Here is a 21,081-nt window from a genome sequence, read left to right on the forward strand (position 1 = left end):
GAGTGAATAGTGTGTCAGAAGAAAAAATTTATGATGTCGTTATTATTGGTGCAGGACCAGCTGGTATGACAGCTGCAGTATATACATCTCGTGCAAATTTAAGCACATTAATGCTTGAGCGTGGTATTCCAGGTGGCCAAATGGCAAACACGGAAGATGTAGAAAACTACCCAGGTTATGAGTCTATTTTAGGACCAGATTTATCAAATAAAATGTTTGAGCATGCGAAGAAATTTGGTGCTGAATATGCATACGGTGATGTGAAAAAAGTCATCGATGGTAAAGAATACAAAACAATTATTGCTGGTAAAAAAGAATATAAAGCACGTGCAATTATCGTTGCAAGCGGTGCAGAGTATAAAAAAATTGGTGTACCGGGTGAAACAGAACTTGGCGGCCGCGGTGTATCATATTGTGCAGTATGTGACGGAGCATTCTTTAAAGGAAAAGAGCTTATCGTAATTGGTGGCGGAGATTCTGCTGTTGAAGAGGGTGTGTTCTTAACACGCTTCGCATCAAAAGTAACGATCGTTCACCGTCGTGACACGCTTCGTGCACAGAAAATTTTACAAGACCGTGCTTTCCAAAACGAAAAAGTAGATTTCATTTGGAATCACACTATAAAAGAAATCAACGAAGCAAGTGGTAAAGTAGGAAGTGTAACACTTGTGGACGTAAATAGTGGAGAAGAGAAAGAAGTCAAAACTGACGGCGTATTTGTATACATCGGTATGTTACCTTTATCAAAACCATTTGTTGAACTAGGTATTACAAATGAAAATGGTTACCTTGAAACGAACGAGCGTATGGAAACGAAAATCCCTGGTATTTTCGCAGCTGGTGATGTTCGTGAAAAAATGCTTCGTCAAATTGTAACTGCAACAGGTGACGGTAGTATTGCAGCGCAAAGTGCACAACATTATGTAGAAGAATTATTAGAGGAATTAAAAACTGTATCAGAAAAATAAGGGATAATATACCTTGTGAGAAGAAAGCTACCGACAGGAGCTTTCTTCTTTTTTTGTGTGAAAATGTCAAAGTTTTGTCAAAAAATATAAGGATTATAAGCTTTCTTATTGATATACTGGACTTTACGGAAAAAATCACTATAAGAAATGAGGAATTTATTCAGTATGGAATGGCGTAATATATATCGTGGATTTTGTATGGGCGTTAGTGATTTAATTCCTGGTGTGAGCGGCGGTACAATCGCTGTTGTGTTAGGGATTTATGAACAATTGCTTGCGGCAATTAGTGGATTCTTTAGTCGTGAATGGAAAAAACATTTAGGATTTTTAATTCCCCTTGCAGCTGGTGTGGCAGCGGCATTTTTAACGTTAAGTCACGTTATTAAATATTTACTTGCAAATCATTATGAACCGACTCAATTTTTCTTCCTCGGTTTAATTATTAGTATATTACCGATGTTAATGAGGGAAGCTGATGCAAAGTCGTCGTTTAAAGGTAAGCACATCGTTTTATTAATAGTTGCAGCAATTCTTGTTGCGATTACAGCTTTCTTTAAACCAGATAAGGCAGCAGATCCGATTACGACGTTAACAATTTTAAATGCAATTGGTTTATTTTTCGCAGGATGGATGGCTAGTATGGCCATGCTGCTTCCTGGGATTAGTGGATCGTTTATTTTATTAATTATTGGTGTGTATCCAACAGCAATTAACGCTTTAACTACACTTAATTTACCTTTAATCGTGGTTATCGGTGCTGGTGTTATGGTCGGATTTGTTGTAAGTAGTAAAGGCATTAGTTTTTTATTAGATCGTTATAAAAGTATGACATTTGCGGCAATTATTGGACTTGTAATCGGTTCGATTGTAATTGTATTCCCTGGGATTCCGACTGGTGGATTTTCAATTATAAGTTCAATCATTACCTTTATTTTAGGATTTGCGATTGTTACTTATTTCGGTAAGAAATAAGTACTTTAATCCCCTTGGCGATAAAAAGCGTTAAGGGGATTTTTCATGCTATTCATTAAAAGTATAAGCATTTACATTGCTTGTTATAGAAAGCTTTTTTAAAATTGCTGAGTAGCATATGCTTAGCGAAAGAGGACTGGCTCCTTCGTTGTAGCAAACTGTTTTTGATAGTATAATGAAAGAAGTATGCAGTGAGGAATTTTACTGCAAGTAGCTGAGGTGAAGAAACATGCAAAGAGTGACAAACTGTGTGTTAATTAGAGATAATGAAGTACTCTTACTCCAAAAACCTCGCCGGAATTGGTGGGTTGCACCAGGCGGGAAAATGGAGCGTGGTGAGACTGTAAGAGATTCCGTTGTTCGCGAATATCGCGAAGAAACAGGTATTTATTTGAAAAACCCAGCGTTAAAGGGGGTCTTCACCTTTGTCATCCAAGAAGGTGATAAAGTTGTTTCTGAATGGATGATGTTCTCCTTTTTAGCGACAGATTTTGCAGGAGAAAACAAACTAGAGAGCGAAGAAGGCATCATTGGTTGGCATACATTTGATAAAATTGATGATTTAGCAATGGCGCCAGGAGATTATCACATTATTGATTATTTAATTAAAGGAAATGGCATAATCTACGGTACATTTGTATATACCCCAGATTTTGAGTTGCTTTCATATCGATTAGATCCGAGTTAAACCGTCAAGGAGAGGATACGATGACAGAGAATAATGATATAAAAATGGTAATTATTACAGGGATGTCTGGAGCTGGAAAAACAGTAGCTTTACAAAGTTTTGAAGATTTAGGATATTTTTGTGTAGATAATTTACCACCGATGTTATTGCCAAAGTTTATTGAGCTTATGGCGGATTCAAAAGGGAAAATGAATAAAGTGGCACTTGGTATTGATTTACGTGGCCGCGAGTTTTTCGAACATTTATGGGGAGCACTTGATGATTTATCAGAACGTACATGGATTATTCCTCATATTTTATTTTTAGATGCGAAAGATAGTACGCTTGTAACTCGTTATAAAGAAACGAGACGTTCGCATCCACTTGCACCAACTGGTTTGCCATTAAAGGGAATCGAAGCAGAGCGCAATTTATTAACAGATATGAAGGCACGAGCGAATATTGTGCTTGATACATCGGATTTAAAACCGAAAGAATTACGTGAAAAAATTGTTCACTTGTTCTCAACAGAAACTGAGCAAGCATTTCGTGTAAATGTTATGTCATTTGGATTTAAGTACGGTATTCCAATTGATGCAGATTTAGTATTTGATGTTCGTTTTTTACCAAATCCATATTACATTCCACACATGAAGCCATTAACAGGACTAGATGAAGAAGTTTCTTCGTATGTACTGAAATTTAATGAGACACATAAGTTTTTAGAGAAGTTGACGGATCTGATTACTTTCATGCTGCCTCATTATAAAAGAGAAGGCAAAAGTCAACTTGTAATTGCAATTGGATGTACAGGTGGACAGCATCGTTCTGTTACGCTTACAGAATACCTTGGGAAACATTTGAAACCAGAGTATAGTGTTCATGTATCTCATCGTGATGTGGAGAAGAGAAAGGGCCATTAAGGGATGAAAAAAGAGAGAAAACCTAAAATTGTCATCATGGGAGGCGGAACTGGACTCTCAGTTTTATTAAGAGGATTAAAGCAATATCCTGTTGATATTACAGCAGTTGTTACAATCGCTGATGATGGTGGCAGTTCGGGTCGATTACGTGATGAGCTAGAAATTCCACCTCCAGGTGACATCCGTAACGTACTTGTTGCGTTATCGGATGTAGAGCCACTGGTGGAAGCTTTATTTCAGCACCGTTTCACAACAGGAGACGGACTGAAAGGTCATGCGTTAGGAAATCTATTATTGGCAGGTATGACCTCGATTACAGGAGACTTTTTCCATGCAATTACGGAAACAAGTAAAGTATTAAATGTCAGAGGACGTGTATTACCAGCAGCGAATCAAAGTGCGGTACTTCATGCGGAACTTGAAGATGGAGAAATTGTAACAGGTGAATCAAAGATTCCTTATTACGGAAAGAAGATTAATCGCGTCTTTTTAACTCCAGAAGATGTAGAGCCATTGCATGAAACGTTGGCTGAGATTAAACGAGCTGATTTACTTGTTTTCGGCCCAGGAAGTTTGTATACGAGTATATTACCCAATTTAGTTGTTAACAAAATTGGAGACGCTGTTCTTGCTGCAAAGGCGAAGAAGGTATATGTATGTAACGTTATGACACAAGCGGGTGAAACGATGGGATATACTGCTTTTGATCATGTGCAGGCGTTACACGATCATTTAGGGCAACCATTTATCAATACTGCAATTGTAAATAACCGTGAGATTCCTTGTGAATTACGTAAGTTATATGATGAAGAAATGTCTACACCAGTTGTAGTGGATGAAGAACGTTTTGTTGAAAATAATATTGATGTTATTCAAGAGGGATTAGCGAAGTATGATGATCATGTTGTAAGGCATGATACGTTAAAGTTAGCTTCGATTTTATATTCATTGTTATAAATATGCGTTGCCTCGTTTGAGGTAGCGCTCCTCATTCATATAGGACAAGAATTTTGTTCCGCAATAATCGTATAAGGAGGTGTTGACTGTGTCATTTGCATCAGAAACAAAGAAAGAGTTGACGAATCTTGAGATGAAGGAATGCTGTGAGAAAGCAGAATTATCAGCGCTACTTCGAATGAACGGGTCGCTTTCTTTTTCAAACCGTCGTCTATCTATCGATATTCAAACGGAAAATGCGGCAATTGCAAGAAGGATTTATACGCTTTTGAAAAAAGGATATGACGTGACGGTAGAATTACTTGTTCGTAAAAAAATGCGATTGAAGAAAAATAATGTATATATTGTGCGGCTTGTTGAGAAGTCTCGCGAAATATTAGCTGATCTTCATATCGTTCGAGATGACTTTTCATTTATTCGAAATATATCACAAGAACTGATTGAGAAGAAATGTTGTAAACGATCGTATTTACGCGGAGCATTTTTAGCAGGTGGTTCAGTAAATAACCCAGAAACATCATCTTATCATTTAGAAATCTTTTCGTTATATAAGGAACATAATGATGCTATATGTGAACTGATGAACGGATTTGATTTAAATAGTAAGACGCTGGAGAGAAGAAAAGGGTACATTACGTATTTGAAAGAAGCAGAAAAAATTACAGAGTTTTTAAATATTATAGGTGCTCATAATGCACTTTTAAGATTTGAAGATATTCGAATCGTACGTGATATGCGTAATTCTGTAAATCGTTTAGTGAACTGCGAAACAGCTAATTTAAATAAAACAATTGGTGCAGCACTAAGGCAGATTGAAAATATTCGTTACATTGATGAGACAGTTGGTCTTGATATATTGCCGGATAAACTACAAGAGATTGCACAATTACGAAGAGATTATCAAGATGTAACATTGAAAGAGTTAGGTGAGATGGTATCCGGGGGGAAGATTAGTAAGTCGGGTATTAATCATCGTTTGCGTAAAATCGATGAAATTGCAGAGAAATTACGCGCGGGGGAAACGGTAGCAAAAAAATAAGAGGTTAAAGGGGAAATGGAGCTGTGGTTCAAAAAAGAGTTCAAGTTTCATTAAAAAACGGTTTACAAGCACGTCCGGCTGCGTTGTTTGTACAAGAGGCAAATCGCTTTCATGCAGATATCTTCATCGAGAAAGATGGAAAGACAGTAAATGCAAAGAGCATAATGGGGATTATGAGCTTAGCAATTGGAACTGGAAGCATGATAACAATTACAACAGAAGGTTCAGATGCAGAAGAGGCTTTAGAAGCATTAGCTGCATATGTACAATAAAAAGCTATCGCGTATATGCGATAGCTTTTTGTTTTGTTGTCTGTGCGAATTAGCGGGGAGGGGTATTTAAGGGGGACGTGCTTGTCGAGGATTGTCGGTAAGTCGATAAGTGGTGTCGAAACGTCGATATATTAAAATAATCGCCGATATAATCGGAGTTACGGTCGATATATTTGAAAAATCGCTGATATATTTAGAGAGATACTGGATGGGGTATGTGAGCGGGGAACAATATATAAAAGAAGCGCCCAATTATAGGGCGCTTCCACTTTTAGTTGTATCCAGCTCCAGCGACCTGCGATTCTAAACGAGCCGCTTTCGCTTTTAAGTATTAACGATTTGTAAAGATTTTATCGATTAAACCGTATTCTAAAGCTTTTTCTGCTGTCATGAAGTTGTCGCGGTCTGTGTCGCGTTGTAGTACTTCAAGTGGTTGACCAGTGCGGTCAGCAAGAATTTGGTTTAGTTTTTCACGTAAGAATAGGATACGTTTTGCAGCGATTTCGATTTCAGTCGCTTGACCTTGTGCTCCGCCAAGTGGTTGGTGAATCATTACTTCACTGTTTGGAAGTGCATAACGTTTTCCTTTTTCACCTGCTGCAAGTAAGAATGCACCCATAGATGCTGCCATACCGATACAGATTGTTGATACTTGTGGTTTAATAAACTGCATTGTATCATAGATTGCCATACCTGCTGTGATAGAACCACCAGGGCTGTTGATGTAGATATGAATATCTTTTTCTGGATCTTGAGATTCCAAGAATAAAAGCTGGGAAACGATTGAGTTAGCTACGTTGTCATCAATTGCACTACCAAGCATAATGATGCGGTCTTTTAATAGTCGAGAGTAAATATCGTAAGCGCGTTCTCCACGATTTGTTTGTTCAATTACTGTAGGAATTAAATTCATCTGTTATTTCCTCCTTATAAAGCTTTCTTAGTCTTATAATACAATTATGGTCAATAAAGGTCAAACGAAACCACTTTAAATCAAAAAAATATGTAGTTGTACCATGAAATATTCGCTATGTTTTCGAAATTCCCTGCTTATGTATCTTCAACATCATAACCGAATTACATAAATTTAAACGTTATGAAAACTGGAGAAAAAAGAAAAGAACGCCTTTTAACTGAAGCGTTCTTTCGATAATTAGTCTTTTAAAAGATAGGTTACTTTATTTAAAATCTTTTCGATTTGTTTCGCGTTTTTACTATACATTTCACTTGCTGATTTCGACTTTGTTTCTAAGGAAAATAGTTCAAGATCAGCATGACATTTTTTTAAAGATGCTAATAATAAAGGTTTGTTTTGAGGAGAAGGCATTTGGAGTTTGTCATTGTAAATGTCGATAGTAAGTTGTCCGTATGAATCCACTTGACCGAGGAAGACATTTTCAATAACAACACCGAGTTTTTCTAATTCTGAATGTAGCCAAGCGCGGTTATGTCCGCTTGCTGAAAGAGGTTCATCTAGTACATTTCCATCCATAATAACAGTTTGTGGTTCTTTCTCGTTTGGTACTTTTAAACCGATGTCTTTTGCTGTAAGTGGCTGGGAATCTTTCTTTAATAATACATTTAATTCTCCGCTCGGTTCTAAGACAGCAAATTCGACTTCAGCTACGCTGAACGCACTTTTTCCACGGAGAAGTTCCAGTAATTCGTCACTCGTATATTTTTCTTTCTTTAAGTTATCTTCGAGTATCTTTCCGTCTTTTATTAATACGGTAGATTTCCCTTCAAAGAAGTCCCGAGCTGTTTTGTTCTTTAAAGAGAGGATTCCTGTTAAAAAAGGTACCACAGCGAAAATGAGTATCGCAAAGACGCCGTGAAAAAATTTTGAATCGAGCCCTGTAGATACTTGGGCAGCGATGTCACCAATCGTCATTCCGGCTATGTATTCAAAAAAGGAAAGCTGAGAGATTTGTCTTTTCCCTAACCATTTCGTAATAGCGAATAAAATAATTAATATGAATACAGAGCGAAGAATGACAAGTGTCCATTCCGGCAGGTGAGACATAGTCGTTTCCTCCAGTCTACTTAAAACCCTTTATATTGAGGTTCTTCACGTTCTAATACTGAAATTCTATCCTTTAAATCAGCGATGACGCTGTCCATTTCTAACATACATTCATGAAATACGCGTTTTGATTCTTCGTCTTGTGAATTTAATGAAAGGGAGCTTAAACTTGCTTGAGCGCCCCTTACACTAGCAAGGCAAGTTTTTACGCTAGCGATAACAGTCATATAAACACCTCTTATCCTTTCGGTTTGAATAACAATGCTCCAATGAAGCCGAAAATAATAGCCGCTGATACACCGGCGCTCGTTACTTTAAACATGCCGGTAATAACGCCAACGATGCCATGTTTTGCAGCTTCTTCCATTGCGCCATGAACGAGGGCATTACCAAAGCTTGTAATAGGTACAGTTGCCCCGGCTCCAGCGAAATCAATTAATGGCTCATACAAATTAAATCCATCTAATATAGCTCCAGCAACAACGAGTGTTGCCATTGTATGAGCAGGTGTTAGTTTGCCGACATCAAACATAAGTTGGCCGATTACACATATGAGTCCGCCAATGACGAAAGCCCAGAAAAAAATCATTGCGTTGCACCTCCAAATTCAATCGAAACGGCGTGAGCGATACACGGAATCGTTTCTTCTTGTTGGAATGTAAGTGGAGATAGTAAAGCGCCTGTCGCAACGACAAGTATTTTTTTGAACTCTCCTCTTTTCATTCGGTTTAATAAATGACCGTACACGACTGTTGCAGAACATCCAGGTCCGCTAGCACCAGCTATGACAGGTTGTCCTTCTCTATAAATGATAATTCCGCAATCTTGAAATTGTTCGCTCGTTACTTTCGTGCCGTGTTTATGTAGTAAGTCATAAGCAATTTCGCGTCCTACATGTCCGAGATCGCCTGTTACGATTAAATCGTAGTAAGAGGCATCAATTTGACGTTCACGTAAATGGGCTTCAATTGTATCAACTGCAGCTGGAGCCATTGCGCCTCCCATATTAAACGGATCCGTTAATCCCATATCAACCACTCGACCGATTGTTGCAGAGGTTACTCTTGGACCGTGTCCAGTATCGCTTAAAATAGCGGCTCCTGCTCCGGTTACTGTCCACTGTGCAGTAGGCGGCTTTTGTCCACCGTATTCGGTAGGGTAGCGGAACTGTTTTTCTACAGCTGTATTATGGCTTGAAGCTCCAGTTAATAAATATTTTGCACCTTTTGCATTTACGATACTTGCCCCAAGTGCTAAACCTTCCATAGAAGTAGAGCAAGCCCCGAATAATCCGAGATAAGGAGTCCCAAGTGTGCGGCAAGCAAAGCTTGTTGGAGTAATTTGATTAATTAAATCTCCTGCGAGTACGAATTGAATATCATCTTTACGAAGCTCTGCTTTTTCAGTAGCGCGACTACAAGCTTCTTCGAATAAAATCTTATGTGCTTTTTCATAGGAATCTTGTCCGAGCCATAAATCTTCATGAAGGATATCGAAGTCTTCTGGGATGTTCCCCTTTGCTTCAAATGGTCCACCGACAACCCCTGTTGAAATAATGACTGGTTTGTTTTCAAATACCCACGTTCGGTGTCCTTGTAACATTTATAGCCCTCCCCATTGAACGAGAATAGTTTTAATAAGTGCGATGACGAAAGCGGAAAATACACCAAATAAAATAACAGAACCAGCTAGTTTAAACATATTGCCGCCGACACCGAGTACAAAACCTTCCGTTCGGTGTTCAATACACGCGGAGATAACAGAGTTACCAAATCCAGTGACAGGTACAGCTGTTCCAGCGCCTGCAAACTGACCGAGACGATCGTATACACCGAATCCGGTTAGCAACATTGAGATAAAAATGAGAGTTGCGACTGTTGGATTTCCTGCTGAACGTTCGGTAAAATCGAAATACGTAATATAAAAAGTTGATATCAGTTGCCCGATTAGGCAGATAAAACCACCAACGAAAAAGGCCTTTAAACAATTTTTTAGAACAGGGCGTTTCGGTTCGCGTTCTTGCTCAAATTTTTTGTATTCCTGTTGTACAGGGGTTAAGTTTTTATCTTTACTTGACATTGCAATCCTTCCTTTTCTATTCGAAAGCGTTAAGTGTTAGATTCCATTTCTGATCCGATTAGCTTTAACTGTTTTTTGATCTCATCTTTAGATACTTCTTTTTTCTTAATTTTGTTTGCAAGCTTTTCGAGTAACATAAAGATTTTTTTATCTGTACTAACACGAACATCGAAAGTAGGATATTCATCACTTAGTTGCTTTTGAAGTTTCTTGCGCAAAGGTTTTAATCCAAACCTTTCATGATGCTCAGGTATAACCGCTATGTAGAGATCTAAATTTGAATTCACTGCTGCGCTTTTTATAATTTCATCCATAGCAAGGGCCTTTTTCTTAGCTCCTTGCGATATAGATTGATTAAAGGATTCTGTACTCATCTTTGTTAATTTTGGACCCTTTTCTTTTTCTGTTCGTTTTGTTTCTTCTTTCTTTACCTTTTTATCTAATGGGCTATGATCACAACCGGTAAAAGAACTAAATAGAAGTATAAATAACGCGGTTATAAGTCCAATCTTTCGCATAATCATCATTCCATTTCTATTGCAATATGTAATGTGATAGAAAAAGGATGACTGCATATCATCCTTTTTCTATTTCACAGCAAGATTGGTTCGTTATTGCTGTGAGTATTGTGGTTCTTCTTGTTGGACTTCTTCAACACGTGGGTTTAAAGAATCGATAATCGTTTGTGTTTGCTGCGCAGCTGTTTGGAAAAGTTGCTTAGCTTGTTGGTTATCCGTATCAAGAGCGAATCCCTCTAAGCTAGCTTGTGCACTTTTTAATCCAGAAACAGTCTGCTTTAATTTTGTAATTACAGTCATTGAATGAAGCCCCCTTTGGAATATCAATTCAAAGATTATAATTTGTGAGTTGGGGAGAATTTATGATTGGAAAATTTAGGGGTGGAATGGATTTTATATGCTTTTAGCTAAGATGCATAAGGTATTACGGGGATATTTTTATTGATTTAGATGGATTTTATTGCTATTATTATGAGAAGAAAATGAAGTGTTTTCTATAATCATGCGCCCATAGCTCAGTCGGATAGAGCGGTGGTTTCCGGTACCACGTCTGCCGGGGGTTCGAATCCCTCTGGGCGCGTCAAAAAGTCCTAACTTACGTTTTGTAGGTTAGGACTTTTTTTATTTACCTCTTGTTATATCTAGTGATAAGATTTACTATTAGTACTTGATAATAATTTTTAATTTTATTATTTTCTTTCAATATTATTCAAATTTCGGTTGTAAGTTGTAAATCTCATTAATACATATAAATTAATAATATTTTGGAATGGGTGTCTGCGTGAGGATTCTCCTTTTACCAAACTTATTGTACAATAGAAACAAGGGGGAGATTAGTTTGAAGGCAAGTCTTTTACAAGAACAAAGCTTACGTTTGGCAATGACACAAGAGTTAAGGCAAGCGATTACAATGCTCCAGTATAATGTACAAGAATTATCGGAGTTTTTGTATGAGCAATCGTTAGAGAATCCCCTTATTGAGTTAGGTGGTTTTGAGAGGGAGAAGAAAAAGAGCTCTAACAACAGTAAAAGTACCAGCAAACAAGTCGAGAATCAGATGGAAATCTACAGTGTGGATTCTACAACGATTCAGCAACATTTATTAAATCAAATACAGTATTATAAAATAGATGAAGAAGAGCGAAAAGTAGCTTCTTTCATTATTATGAACATGGATGGAAATGGATATTTACAAGAAACGAATGAAGAGTTAGCAGAGCTCCTTTCTGCACATATTCATGTAGTCGACCGTTCTGTAGAGCTTGTCCAATCACTGGAGCCAGCAGGGGTAGGGGCGCGTAATATTCAGGAATGTTTAACCTTACAATTGAAGCGCTTACAAAGACGTAATGGATTAGCAGAAGAGGTTGTAGAAGATCATTTCGCTTATTTTGTGAAGAAAGATTGGCGAAAGCTCGTTCAAGTGTTGAAATGTAGTAATGAGGAATTGCAGAGTGCGGTAAATTGTATAACGTCATTACAACCAAAACCAGGTCTTGCGTTTTCTTCAGATAAACCACTTTACATTGTACCTGATATGGCGGTGAAAAAAGATGGCGATCGCCTCGTTTTACAAATGAATGAGAGAAATATGCCGAGAATTGAAATTCATTCTGAATATAGTGCGCTTCTTAATAATAGTGAAAGTGAAGTAGCATCTTACGTATCAGAAAAGTATCAGCATGTGCAGTGGATTATGCGCAGTTTGAAGCAGAGAAAACAGACATTGCTGCAAGTAATGACTATTATTATGGAAAAACAACGTGATTTCTTCTGGAAAGGTCCAGAGTATTTAAGACCTCTCGCTTTAAAAGAGGTAGCGGAAGAGTTAAGTGTGCATGAATCGACAATTAGTCGTGCGACGCGAAATAAATATGTGCAAACACCACACGGTTTATTTGAGATGAAATCGTTCTTTAGCAATGCCGTTTCGACGACTGAAGATGAAGCAGTTTCTACAAAACGTGTAAAACAATTTATTCAAACGCTAATTGGGGCAGAGGATAAGAAAAAGCCACTTTCAGATCAAAAGATTTCAAAATTATTAGAAGAAGAGCATGAAATTGTTATTTCTCGAAGAACAGTGGCGAAGTATAGAGAACAAATGCATATCCCAGCTTCGTCATTACGAAAAACGATCGGATAGGTGAAGAAGATGAAAGTTGTACTGTATACTAAAAAAGATTGTGGCCTTTGCGTGAAGGCGAAACAAGTTTTACAGGAAGTACAATGTGAATATTCTTTTCAAATCGAGGAAATAGATATATATGAAGATAATGACCTTTTAGAAAAATATCACTTAATGATTCCGGTTGTAGAAATGGACGGAAAACAAGTAGAATATGGTAACATTCACAAAGGTGTCATAATAAACTATATAAAGAATGCAGTTAAGAGTTGAATAAGTTTCTATCTCCTGTTACAATAATACACGTAGCAGGGATTATTTTTTTAACCTATGTGGGACACAAAATGTCACTACGGGACGTAAAGTGACCACGAGGGAAAATGAACCGATGTAGTGAGGAGAAAAGATATGCGCTCATGGATTCAGAACACAAAAAAATTATTACCTGATCTGCTACCTGTTATGCAAACGAGAATGCAAATTCTTCAATACATTAGGCTCATGCAGCCGATTGGAAGAAGAAACTTATCAGCAAGTCTCGGTATGACAGAACGAGTATTGCGAAGTGAAGTTCAAGTTTTGAAAGAACAAAACTTAGTTCACGTCGCTTCTTCTGGAATGACTTTGACAGAAGAAGGAACAGCTTTAGTTCTTGCTTTGGAAGACTTTATGAAAGAAATTTCCGGGTTAAAGGTTTTAGAAAAGCAACTTAAGGAAACATTAGACTTGGATGAAGTTTTCGTTGTCCCTGGTGATAGTGATGAATCACCTTGGGTCAAACTGGAGATGGGCCGTGCTTGTGTGACTTGTATAAAAGACCGTCTGACAGCGAATAATATCGTTGCTGTGGCTGGAGGAACTACGCTAGCTGCTGCTGCGGACATGATGCAACTTGATTGCAAAGATTTACATATGCTGTTTGTCCCAGCACGTGGTGGAATTGGAGAAGGTGTTGAATTAGAAGCCAATACCATTTGTGCCAAGATGGCGCAAAATACGATGAGTAATTATCGCTTATTGTATGTTCCAGACCATGTTAGTAGCGAAGCATATGCGTCTATTGTGACAGAGCCTTCCGTGAAAGAAGTTCTTGAGTTGATTCGATCTTCCAATATCGTCATTCATGGAATAGGTGATGCGTTAACAATGGCACGTCGCAGAAGTACTTCAGAAGCAGATTGGTTAAAGATTCAGGCAAGCGAAGCAGTTGGCGAAGCCTTCGGTTACTACTTTAATGAAGAAGGAAATGTTGTTCATAAAGTAAGAACAGTTGGTATGCAACTAGAGGACTTACAAAATGTATCTCATGTTGTTGCAGTCGCTGGAGGTTCTTCAAAGGCAAAAGCAATACAGGCTGTAATTAAACAAGGGCACACTTCAATTCTAATTACAGATGAAGGTGCAGCAAAACAGTTAACAAAGGGTTTTACCCTTTAATATAATCCCCCAAGGAGGAAATTCAAATGACTAAAATTGGTATTAATGGATTTGGACGTATCGGACGTAACGTATTCCGCGCAGCTCTTAACAACTCTGAGGTAGAAGTAGTAGCAATCAACGACTTAACAGATGCTAAAACATTAGCTCACCTTTTAAAATATGACACAGTTCACGGAACTTTAAATGCAGAAGTATCTGCTAACGAAAACAGCATCGTTGTTAACGGTAAAGAAATTAAAGTTATCGCTGAGCGTGACCCAGCTCAATTACCATGGAGCGACTACGGAGTAGAAGTAGTAGTAGAATCTACTGGCCGTTTCACTAAAAAATCAGACGCTGAGAAACACTTAGGTGGATCAGTTAAGAAAGTTATCATCTCAGCTCCAGCTTCTGACGAAGATATCACTGTAGTTATGGGTGTTAACCACGAACAATACGATGCAGCTAACCACAACGTAGTATCTAACGCTTCTTGTACTACAAACTGTCTAGCTCCATTCGCTAAAGTATTAAACGAAAAATTCGGCGTAAAACGCGGAATGATGACAACAATTCACTCTTACACTAACGACCAACAAATCTTAGACTTACCACACAAAGATTTACGTCGTGCTCGTGCAGCAGCTGAAAACATGATCCCAACATCTACTGGTGCAGCTAAAGCTGTAGCATTAGTATTACCAGAACTTAAAGGTAAATTAAACGGTGGAGCTGTACGTGTTCCAACTGCTAACGTTTCTCTAGTTGACCTAGTTGTTGAACTTGACAAAGAAGTAACAGTTGAAGAAGTAAATGCAGCATTCAAAGCAGCAGCTGAAGGCGAATTAAAAGGTATCCTTGGATACAGCGAAGAGCCATTAGTATCTATCGACTATAACGGATGTACAGCTTCTTCTACAATCGATGCATTATCTACAATGGTAATGGAAGGTAACATGGTTAAAGTACTTTCTTGGTACGATAACGAAACTGGTTACTCTAACCGCGTAGTAGACCTAGCAGCTTACATGACTTCAAAAGGTCTTTAATTCTTAATTATATAAGTTATCAATGACAAAACGAGGGAGAGGGTTTGTTCCCTCTCTCTCTTCTTTCGTTTTAAAAGCAAATGTGTTAAGCTTTTGAGTGGGTTTTGTCAATCCTAACTAGTAGTCGGAGGGAAATCCAATGAACAAAAAATCAATTCGTGACGTAGATTTAAAAGGTAAGCGTGTATTTTGCCGCGTTGATTTCAACGTACCTATGAAAGAAGGCAAAATTACAGATGAAACTCGTATCCGTGCAGCTCTTCCTACAATTCAATATTTAGTAGAGCAAGGTGCGAAAGTTATTTTAGCAAGTCACTTAGGCCGTCCAAAAGGTCAAGTAGTAGAAGAAATGCGTTTAACTCCAGTAGCAGCACGTTTAGGCGAGCTTCTTGGTAAAGACGTTAAAAAAGCGGACGAAGCATTCGGACCAGTTGCACAAGAAATGGTTGCAGCAATGAACGAAGGCGACGTATTAGTTCTTGAAAACGTACGTTTCTATGCGGGCGAAGAAAAGAACGATGCAGAACTTGCGAAAGAATTTGCAGCACTTGCTGACATCTTCGTAAACGATGCATTCGGTGCAGCTCACCGTGCTCACGCTTCTACAGCAGGTATCGCAGACTACCTACCAGCAGTATCTGGTCTATTAATGGAAAAAGAGTTAGATGTACTTGGTAAAGCACTTTCTAACCCAGAACGTCCATTTACAGCTATCATCGGTGGTGCGAAAGTAAAAGATAAAATCGGTGTAATTCGTCATCTATTAGACAAAGTAGATAACTTAATCATCGGTGGTGGACTTGCTTACACATTCGTTAAAGCTTTAGGTCATGAAATTGGTCTATCTCTATGTGAAGACGACAAGATCGAACTAGCTAAAGAATTTATGCAACTTGCAAAAGAAAAAGGCGTAAACTTCTACATGCCAGTTGATGTTGTAATCACTGAGGAATTCTCTGAAACTGCAACAACTAAAATCGTTGGTATCGACTCTATCCCTTCTAACTGGGAAGGCGTGGACATCGGTCCTAAAACACGTGAAATTTATGCAGATGTAATTAAAAATTCTAAGCTTGTTGTATGGAATGGACCAATGGGTGTATTCGAAATGACTCCATTCGCAGAAGGTACAAAAGCAGTAGGACAAGCATTAGCAGATGCAGAAGATACATACTCTGTTATCGGCGGTGGTGACTCTGCAGCAGCTGTTGAAAAATTCGGTATGGCTGATAAAATGAGCCACATTTCTACTGGCGGCGGTGCGTCATTAGAATTCATGGAAGGTAAAGAGCTTCCAGGTGTAGTTTGTCTTAACGACAAATAAGTAGCAGCCAAAGAAAAAGGACGGTGCAAAGCATGCGTAAACCAATTATCGCAGGTAACTGGAAAATGAATAAAACTCTATCAGAAGCAGTTAGCTTCGTAGAGGAAGTTAAAGGTCAAATCCCAGCAGCTTCAGCTGTTGATGCAGTAGTTTGCTCTCCAGCTCTATTCTTAGAGCGCCTTGTAGCAGCAACTGAAGGAACTGACTTACAAGTAGGTGCACAAAACATGCACTTCGAAAAAAATGGTGCATTCACTGGCGAAATTAGCCCAGTAGCACTTAGCGACTTAAAAGTTGGCTATGTAGTACTTGGCCACTCTGAGCGTCGTGAAATGTTTGCTGAAACAGATGAGTCAGTAAACAAAAAGACTATCGCAGCATTTGAACATGGTTTAACACCAATCGTATGTTGTGGTGAGACTTTAGAAGAGCGCGAAAGCGGAAAAACATTTGATCTAGTAGCAGGTCAAGTGACAAAAGCACTTGCAGGTTTAACAGAAGAGCAAGTTAAAGCAACTGTTATCGCTTATGAGCCAATCTGGGCTATCGGTACAGGTAAATCTTCTTCTTCTGCAGATGCAAACGAAGTATGTGCGCACATCCGTAAAGTTGTTGCAGAAGCTGTTTCTCCAGAAGCTGCAGAAGCTGTTCGTATCCAATACGGCGGTAGCGTAAAACCAGAAAACATTAAAGAGTATATGGCACAATCTGACATCGACGGCGCTTTAGTTGGCGGTGCTAGCTTAGAGCCTGCTTCGTTCTTAGGTCTTCTGGGGGCGGTAAAATGAGAAAGCCAACAGCTTTAATCATTCTTGACGGTTTCGGACTTCGTGAAGAAACTTACGGGAATGCTGTAGCACAAGCTAAGAAACCTAATTTTGATGGTTACTGGAACAAATTCCCTCACACAACGCTTACAGCTTGTGGCGAGGCAGTAGGTCTTCCAGAAGGTCAAATGGGTAACTCTGAGGTTGGTCACTTAAATATCGGTGCTGGCCGCGTAGTATATCAAAGCTTAACACGCGTTAACGTTGCAATTCGTGAAGGCGAGTTCGATAAGAACGAAACTTTTCAAAATGCAATTAAAAGCGTAAAAGAAAAAGGTACTGCACTTCATTTATTCGGTTTACTTTCTGACGGTGGTGTGCACAGTCACATGAACCATATGTTTGCTCTTCTTCGCTTAGCAGCAAAAGAAGGCGTGGAGAAAGTTTATATCCATGCATTCTTAGACGGCCGCGATGTTGGACCACAAACAGCAAAAGGTTATATCGATGCAACGAATGAAGTAATTAAAGAAACAGGAGTAGGACAATTTGCGACTATCTCTGGTCGTTATTACTCTATGGACCGTGACAAGCGTTGGGATCGCGTAGAAAAATGTTACAGTGCTATGGTGAATGGTGAAGGCCCTACTTATAAATCAGCAGAAGAGTGTGTAGAAGACTCTTATGCTAACGGTATCTATGATGAATTCGTATTGCCGTCTGTAATTGTTAACGAAGATAACACGCCAGTTGCAACAATCAATGATGATGATGCAGTTATCTTCTATAACTTCCGTCCAGACCGTGCAATTCAAATTGCTCGTGTATTTACAAACGAAGACTTCCGTGAGTTCGATCGTGGTGAAAAAGTACCTCACATTCCAGAATTCGTATGTATGACACACTTCAGTGAAACTGTAGATGGTTACGTGGCATTCAAGCCAATGAACCTTGATAACACTTTAGGTGAAGTTGTTGCGCAAGCGGGATTAAAGCAACTTCGCATCGCGGAAACTGAAAAGTATCCGCACGTTACATTCTTCTTTAGCGGTGGTCGTGAGGCTGAATTCCCAGGAGAAGAACGTATCTTAATTAACTCACCAAAGGTTGCAACGTATGACTTGAAACCTGAAATGAGCATTTACGAAGTAACGGACGCTTTAGTAAATGAAATCGAAAATGATAAACATGATGTTATCATTCTTAACTTTGCGAACTGTGATATGGTTGGCCATTCTGGGATGATGGAACCAACAATTAAAGCAGTAGAAGCAACTGACGAATGTTTAGGAAAAGTTGTAGAAGCGATTCTTGCAAAAGATGGTGTAGCACTTATTACTGCTGACCATGGTAATGCTGATCAGGAGTTAACTGCTGATGGCGGTCCTATGACAGCTCATACAACTAACCCGGTTCCTTTCATCGTTACAAAAAATGATGTAGAGCTTCGTGAAGGTGGTATTTTAGGAGATATCGCTCCAACAATGCTTACACTTTTAAATGTGGAACAACCGAAAGAAATGACAGGTAAAACAATTATTAAATAATTTGCTTATATAAAAAGGAGAGAATTTATTATGTCAACAATTATTGATGTTTATGCTCGCGAAGTCCTTGACTCTCGTGGTAACCCAACTGTAGAAGTAGAAGTTTACACAGAAAGCGGCGCTTTCGGACGCGCTATCGTACCAAGTGGTGCATCTACTGGTGAGCACGAAGCAGTAGAATTACGTGACGGTGACAAATCTCGTTACCTTGGTAAAGGTGTTGTTAACGCAGTAAACAACGTTAACGAAATTATCGCTCCAGAAATCGCTGGTTTCGATGTAACTGACCAAGCTGGTATCGACCGTGCTATGATCGAATTAGATGGCACTCCAAACAAAGGTAAACTAGGCGCTAACGCTATCCTTGGTGTATCTATGGCAGTAGCTCACGCAGCAGCTGACTTCGTAGGTCTTCCATTATACCGTTACCTTGGTGGATTCAATGCAAAACAATTACCAACTCCAATGATGAACATCATCAACGGTGGTTCTCACGCTGATAACAACGTTGACTTCCAAGAGTTCATGATCTTACCAGTTGGTGCTCCAACATTCAAAGAATCAATCCGTATGGGTGCTGAAGTATTCCATGCACTTAAAGCTGTATTACATGACAAAGGTCTTAACACTGCAGTAGGTGACGAAGGTGGATTCGCTCCAAACCTTGGTTCTAACCGTGAAGCTTTAGAAGTAATCATCGAAGCTATCGAAAAAGCTGGTTACAAAGCTGGCGAGAACGTATTCTTAGGAATGGACGTTGCTTCTTCTGAGTTCTACAACAAAGAAACTGGTAAATATGACCTTGCAGGCGAGGGCCGTACTGGCTTAACTTCTGCAGAAATGGTTGATTTCTATGAAGAGCTTTGCAAAGACTTCCCAATCATCTCTATCGAAGATGGTTTAGACGAAAACGACTGGGATGGTCACAAATTATTAACTGAGCGTATCGGTGATAAAGTACAATTAGTTGGTGATGATTTATTCGTAACTAACACTCAAAAACTTGCTGAAGGTATCGAAAAAGGTATCTCTAACTCAATCTTAATTAAAGTTAACCAAATCGGTACTTTAACTGAGACTTTCGAAGCTATCGAAATGGCTAAACGTGCTGGTTACACAGCAGTTGTATCTCACCGTTCTGGTGAAACTGAAGATGCTACAATCGCTGACATCGCAGTTGCAACTAACGCTGGCCAAATCAAAACTGGTTCTATGAGCCGTACTGACCGTATTGCTAAGTACAACCAATTATTACGCATCGAAGACGAACTAGGCGAAATCGCTGTTTACGATGGTATCAAATCTTTCTATAACATCAAACGATAATTGTAGAAAATAAACGACAGACCGTGAGAAATCACGGTCTGTTTTTTTATGCTAAAATTGTTCACCCGTCATAAGTGACATGAAATGTTTGAAGAAGCGGTTATAGTCAAAATCAATTGCGATTTGATGAACCGGCCAATCAATAAATGGCTTCTGGTTCACTAGAGAGCGAAATTCCCCTATGCTTGCTCCTTGTGCAGAGGATTCTGTCATGACAACAATAGGTGATTTATGATACGTGAACATAGAGTTATCAAATAAAGCGAGTATTGGCATTGTGTCATGGAAGGGGCTCCCCTTTAAATGTGGTAGGGCGTCTTTATAATATCCGTAGTAATAATGATCAAATAACGGTTTGACAAGTGGAGCTTTTCCTTTTGCCTCAATGTATTCTGCCATTTCTGGTGTAATGATGGAGTATTGAGTGACGTTTAATGGGTATATGTACATGTTAACTGCGGATTGAAGGACTATATTAGCGGCAGTAGGATCGCCATAAAAGTTTGCTTCGGAAATAGGGGTAACATTACCAGGATGTAAAAAGGCACCGCCCATTACGTAGTAAGATTTAATTTGTTTCATTAACTGTTTGCACATGATAAACAAAATTGCTAGGGAGGTAAGTCTTCCTAAACTCACAATGATTAATTCATCTTTATACTGTTCAATAAGAGGAATGACTTCAAAAAAATTCTCCATTTCTCCGTTAGTCACATTCACCTTTGGAATAATTGGACCGAGCCCCTGTTTCCCATGTACATCCGTAAAAAACGCAGGTGGGGCACCAGTAAGGGGACGTTCTGAACCACCGAATATCTTGATATTTCTATTCTTTGTTTCGTTATTAAAAAAATGAGCATTTTCTACGGCCGTTTTTTTTGGAACATTGCCGTAATCAGCAACGATACCGACGATTTCTATTTCATCGATAAAGAATGCTAAGAGGAGAGCCATCGTATCATCAATCCCAGGATCACAAAAAATGAGAACTTTTTTGGGCATATGTTCACCACCTATCTTGTTTATCCCGTACAAATCCGCTTGGTGAGGGCTAATAATTAATGGGGATGAGGAAAACCTCAATGATTAAAGTTTCACTTTAT

24 protein-coding genes and 1 tRNA gene are annotated in these 21,081 nt (G+C 38.8%); 16 read left to right on the forward strand and 9 right to left on the reverse strand.

The window, feature by feature from the left end:
* Positions 1–11: 11 nt before the first annotated feature.
* The 7 genes from trxB (at position 12) to ABWK52_RS03540 (ending at position 5,798) form a co-directional block, all read left to right on the forward strand.
* On the forward strand, positions 12–968 hold the full coding sequence (trxB, locus tag ABWK52_RS03510) for a thioredoxin-disulfide reductase (RefSeq protein ID WP_001288079.1): 957 nt from the start codon (positions 12–14) through the stop codon (positions 966–968).
* 165 nt (positions 969–1,133) lie between these two features.
* A complete protein-coding gene (locus ABWK52_RS03515) occupies positions 1,134–1,940 on the forward strand; it encodes a DUF368 domain-containing protein (protein ID WP_000455196.1) in 807 nt (268 codons plus the stop codon).
* A 229-nt stretch (positions 1,941–2,169) separates the two neighbouring features.
* Entirely contained in the window at positions 2,170–2,628 is a 459-nt protein-coding gene (locus ABWK52_RS03520; RefSeq protein WP_001190080.1) for an NUDIX hydrolase, read from the forward strand.
* A 20-nt stretch (positions 2,629–2,648) separates the two neighbouring features.
* Complete coding sequence (gene rapZ, locus ABWK52_RS03525; RefSeq protein ID WP_000138459.1) at positions 2,649–3,530, forward strand: RNase adapter RapZ; 882 nt, start codon at positions 2,649–2,651, stop codon at positions 3,528–3,530.
* A 3-nt stretch (positions 3,531–3,533) separates the two neighbouring features.
* On the forward strand, positions 3,534–4,487 hold the full coding sequence (locus ABWK52_RS03530; RefSeq protein WP_000712186.1) for a gluconeogenesis factor YvcK family protein: 954 nt from the start codon (positions 3,534–3,536) through the stop codon (positions 4,485–4,487).
* Positions 4,488–4,575: 88 nt separating this feature from the next.
* A complete protein-coding gene (gene whiA / locus ABWK52_RS03535) occupies positions 4,576–5,526 on the forward strand; it encodes a DNA-binding protein WhiA (protein ID WP_000006560.1) in 951 nt (316 codons plus the stop codon).
* Between the two features lie 23 nt (positions 5,527–5,549).
* Entirely contained in the window at positions 5,550–5,798 is a 249-nt protein-coding gene (locus tag ABWK52_RS03540; protein WP_000250307.1) for an HPr family phosphocarrier protein, read from the forward strand.
* 331 nt (positions 5,799–6,129) lie between these two features.
* On the opposite strand, the gene clpP is transcribed toward ABWK52_RS03540, so the two are convergent.
* The 8 genes from clpP to ABWK52_RS03580 all read right to left on the reverse strand — a co-directional run bounded on the left by clpP (position 6,130) and on the right by ABWK52_RS03580 (position 10,718).
* Positions 6,130–6,711, reverse strand: coding sequence for an ATP-dependent Clp endopeptidase proteolytic subunit ClpP (clpP, locus tag ABWK52_RS03545; RefSeq protein ID WP_001049162.1), 582 nt, complete (start codon positions 6,709–6,711; stop codon positions 6,130–6,132).
* 240 nt (positions 6,712–6,951) lie between these two features.
* Positions 6,952–7,821: a DUF421 domain-containing protein gene (locus ABWK52_RS03550; protein ID WP_000018924.1), complete on the reverse strand. Its 870-nt coding sequence runs from the start codon at positions 7,819–7,821 to the stop codon at positions 6,952–6,954.
* A 20-nt stretch (positions 7,822–7,841) separates the two neighbouring features.
* Positions 7,842–8,048 carry a DUF1657 domain-containing protein gene (locus tag ABWK52_RS03555; protein ID WP_000215909.1) on the reverse strand — a complete coding sequence of 69 codons (207 nt, stop codon included), beginning with the start codon at positions 8,046–8,048 and terminating at the stop codon, positions 7,842–7,844.
* A gap of 11 nt (positions 8,049–8,059) precedes the next feature.
* Positions 8,060–8,410: a stage V sporulation protein AE gene (spoVAE, locus tag ABWK52_RS03560; protein ID WP_000575919.1), complete on the reverse strand. Its 351-nt coding sequence runs from the start codon at positions 8,408–8,410 to the stop codon at positions 8,060–8,062.
* Entirely contained in the window at positions 8,407–9,423 is a 1,017-nt protein-coding gene (spoVAD, locus tag ABWK52_RS03565; protein ID WP_000938972.1) for a stage V sporulation protein AD, read from the reverse strand. Before spoVAD ends, spoVAE begins: the two co-directional genes overlap by 4 nt.
* Positions 9,424–9,900 carry a stage V sporulation protein AC gene (spoVAC, locus tag ABWK52_RS03570; RefSeq protein ID WP_000095408.1) on the reverse strand — a complete coding sequence of 159 codons (477 nt, stop codon included), beginning with the start codon at positions 9,898–9,900 and terminating at the stop codon, positions 9,424–9,426.
* Positions 9,901–9,929: 29 nt separating this feature from the next.
* The gene (locus ABWK52_RS03575) at positions 9,930–10,418 is read right to left on the reverse strand and encodes a YhcN/YlaJ family sporulation lipoprotein (protein WP_001226064.1); all 489 of its coding nucleotides are present in this window, start codon (positions 10,416–10,418) and stop codon (positions 9,930–9,932) included.
* Positions 10,419–10,511: 93 nt separating this feature from the next.
* Positions 10,512–10,718: a DUF1657 domain-containing protein gene (locus ABWK52_RS03580; protein WP_000216166.1), complete on the reverse strand. Its 207-nt coding sequence runs from the start codon at positions 10,716–10,718 to the stop codon at positions 10,512–10,514.
* A gap of 204 nt (positions 10,719–10,922) precedes the next feature.
* On the opposite strand from ABWK52_RS03580, the gene ABWK52_RS03585 reads away from it, so the two are divergent.
* The 9 genes from ABWK52_RS03585 to eno all read left to right on the forward strand — a co-directional run bounded on the left by ABWK52_RS03585 (position 10,923) and on the right by eno (position 19,978).
* Positions 10,923–10,998, forward strand: a tRNA-Arg gene (locus ABWK52_RS03585).
* Positions 10,999–11,256: 258 nt separating this feature from the next.
* Positions 11,257–12,564: an RNA polymerase factor sigma-54 gene (gene rpoN / locus ABWK52_RS03590; RefSeq protein ID WP_000647955.1), complete on the forward strand. Its 1,308-nt coding sequence runs from the start codon at positions 11,257–11,259 to the stop codon at positions 12,562–12,564.
* A 9-nt stretch (positions 12,565–12,573) separates the two neighbouring features.
* Positions 12,574–12,819, forward strand: coding sequence for a glutaredoxin family protein (locus tag ABWK52_RS03595; protein ID WP_000869730.1), 246 nt, complete (start codon positions 12,574–12,576; stop codon positions 12,817–12,819).
* Between the two features lie 135 nt (positions 12,820–12,954).
* Positions 12,955–13,983 carry a gapA transcriptional regulator CggR gene (gene cggR, locus ABWK52_RS03600; protein WP_001258185.1) on the forward strand — a complete coding sequence of 343 codons (1,029 nt, stop codon included), beginning with the start codon at positions 12,955–12,957 and terminating at the stop codon, positions 13,981–13,983.
* A 26-nt stretch (positions 13,984–14,009) separates the two neighbouring features.
* Positions 14,010–15,014: a type I glyceraldehyde-3-phosphate dehydrogenase gene (gene gap, locus ABWK52_RS03605; protein ID WP_000161236.1), complete on the forward strand. Its 1,005-nt coding sequence runs from the start codon at positions 14,010–14,012 to the stop codon at positions 15,012–15,014.
* A 139-nt stretch (positions 15,015–15,153) separates the two neighbouring features.
* The gene (locus ABWK52_RS03610; protein ID WP_001036350.1) at positions 15,154–16,338 is read left to right on the forward strand and encodes a phosphoglycerate kinase; all 1,185 of its coding nucleotides are present in this window, start codon (positions 15,154–15,156) and stop codon (positions 16,336–16,338) included.
* 32 nt (positions 16,339–16,370) lie between these two features.
* On the forward strand, positions 16,371–17,126 hold the full coding sequence (tpiA, locus tag ABWK52_RS03615; RefSeq protein WP_001231038.1) for a triose-phosphate isomerase: 756 nt from the start codon (positions 16,371–16,373) through the stop codon (positions 17,124–17,126).
* Positions 17,123–18,652, forward strand: a complete 1,530-nt coding sequence (gpmI, locus tag ABWK52_RS03620; protein ID WP_001231158.1) for a 2,3-bisphosphoglycerate-independent phosphoglycerate mutase — start codon at positions 17,123–17,125, stop codon at positions 18,650–18,652. The genes tpiA and gpmI overlap by 4 nt, the downstream gene beginning before the upstream one ends.
* A 30-nt stretch (positions 18,653–18,682) precedes the next feature.
* Entirely contained in the window at positions 18,683–19,978 is a 1,296-nt protein-coding gene (gene eno / locus ABWK52_RS03625) for a phosphopyruvate hydratase (RefSeq protein WP_000103951.1), read from the forward strand.
* 51 nt (positions 19,979–20,029) lie between these two features.
* Here the strand turns inward: eno and ABWK52_RS03630 are convergent, their stop codons facing one another.
* Entirely contained in the window at positions 20,030–20,980 is a 951-nt protein-coding gene (locus ABWK52_RS03630; RefSeq protein ID WP_074553718.1) for a nucleoside hydrolase, read from the reverse strand.
* Positions 20,981–21,081 lie beyond the last annotated feature (101 nt).

The sequence above is a fragment of the Bacillus sp. AP50 genome (assembly GCF_040492675.1).
In the GTDB taxonomy this organism is placed as follows: domain Bacteria; phylum Bacillota; class Bacilli; order Bacillales; family Bacillaceae_G; genus Bacillus_A; species Bacillus_A cereus.

Bases quoted from the DNA above. Each gene is read 5' to 3' on its own strand.
- ABWK52_RS03515 (WP_000455196.1), top strand. From the start codon at position 1,134: ATGGAATGGCGTAATATATATCGTGGATTTTGTATGGGCGTTAGTGAT.
- ABWK52_RS03520 (WP_001190080.1), top strand. From the start codon at position 2,170: ATGCAAAGAGTGACAAACTGTGTGTTAATTAGAGATAATGAAGTACTC.
- rapZ (WP_000138459.1), top strand. From the start codon at position 2,649: ATGACAGAGAATAATGATATAAAAATGGTAATTATTACAGGGATGTCT.
- ABWK52_RS03530 (WP_000712186.1), top strand. From the start codon at position 3,534: ATGAAAAAAGAGAGAAAACCTAAAATTGTCATCATGGGAGGCGGAACT.
- clpP (WP_001049162.1), bottom strand. From the start codon at position 6,711: ATGAATTTAATTCCTACAGTAATTGAACAAACAAATCGTGGAGAACGC.
- ABWK52_RS03550 (WP_000018924.1), bottom strand. From the start codon at position 7,821: ATGTCTCACCTGCCGGAATGGACACTTGTCATTCTTCGCTCTGTATTC.
- ABWK52_RS03555 (WP_000215909.1), bottom strand. From the start codon at position 8,048: ATGACTGTTATCGCTAGCGTAAAAACTTGCCTTGCTAGTGTAAGGGGC.
- spoVAE (WP_000575919.1), bottom strand. From the start codon at position 8,410: ATGATTTTTTTCTGGGCTTTCGTCATTGGCGGACTCATATGTGTAATC.
- spoVAD (WP_000938972.1), bottom strand. From the start codon at position 9,423: ATGTTACAAGGACACCGAACGTGGGTATTTGAAAACAAACCAGTCATT.
- spoVAC (WP_000095408.1), bottom strand. From the start codon at position 9,900: ATGTCAAGTAAAGATAAAAACTTAACCCCTGTACAACAGGAATACAAA.
- ABWK52_RS03575 (WP_001226064.1), bottom strand. From the start codon at position 10,418: ATGCGAAAGATTGGACTTATAACCGCGTTATTTATACTTCTATTTAGT.
- ABWK52_RS03580 (WP_000216166.1), bottom strand. From the start codon at position 10,718: ATGACTGTAATTACAAAATTAAAGCAGACTGTTTCTGGATTAAAAAGT.
- ABWK52_RS03595 (WP_000869730.1), top strand. From the start codon at position 12,574: ATGAAAGTTGTACTGTATACTAAAAAAGATTGTGGCCTTTGCGTGAAG.
- cggR (WP_001258185.1), top strand. From the start codon at position 12,955: ATGCGCTCATGGATTCAGAACACAAAAAAATTATTACCTGATCTGCTA.
- gap (WP_000161236.1), top strand. From the start codon at position 14,010: ATGACTAAAATTGGTATTAATGGATTTGGACGTATCGGACGTAACGTA.
- ABWK52_RS03610 (WP_001036350.1), top strand. From the start codon at position 15,154: ATGAACAAAAAATCAATTCGTGACGTAGATTTAAAAGGTAAGCGTGTA.
- tpiA (WP_001231038.1), top strand. From the start codon at position 16,371: ATGCGTAAACCAATTATCGCAGGTAACTGGAAAATGAATAAAACTCTA.
- gpmI (WP_001231158.1), top strand. From the start codon at position 17,123: ATGAGAAAGCCAACAGCTTTAATCATTCTTGACGGTTTCGGACTTCGT.
- eno (WP_000103951.1), top strand. From the start codon at position 18,683: ATGTCAACAATTATTGATGTTTATGCTCGCGAAGTCCTTGACTCTCGT.
- ABWK52_RS03630 (WP_074553718.1), bottom strand. From the start codon at position 20,980: ATGCCCAAAAAAGTTCTCATTTTTTGTGATCCTGGGATTGATGATACG.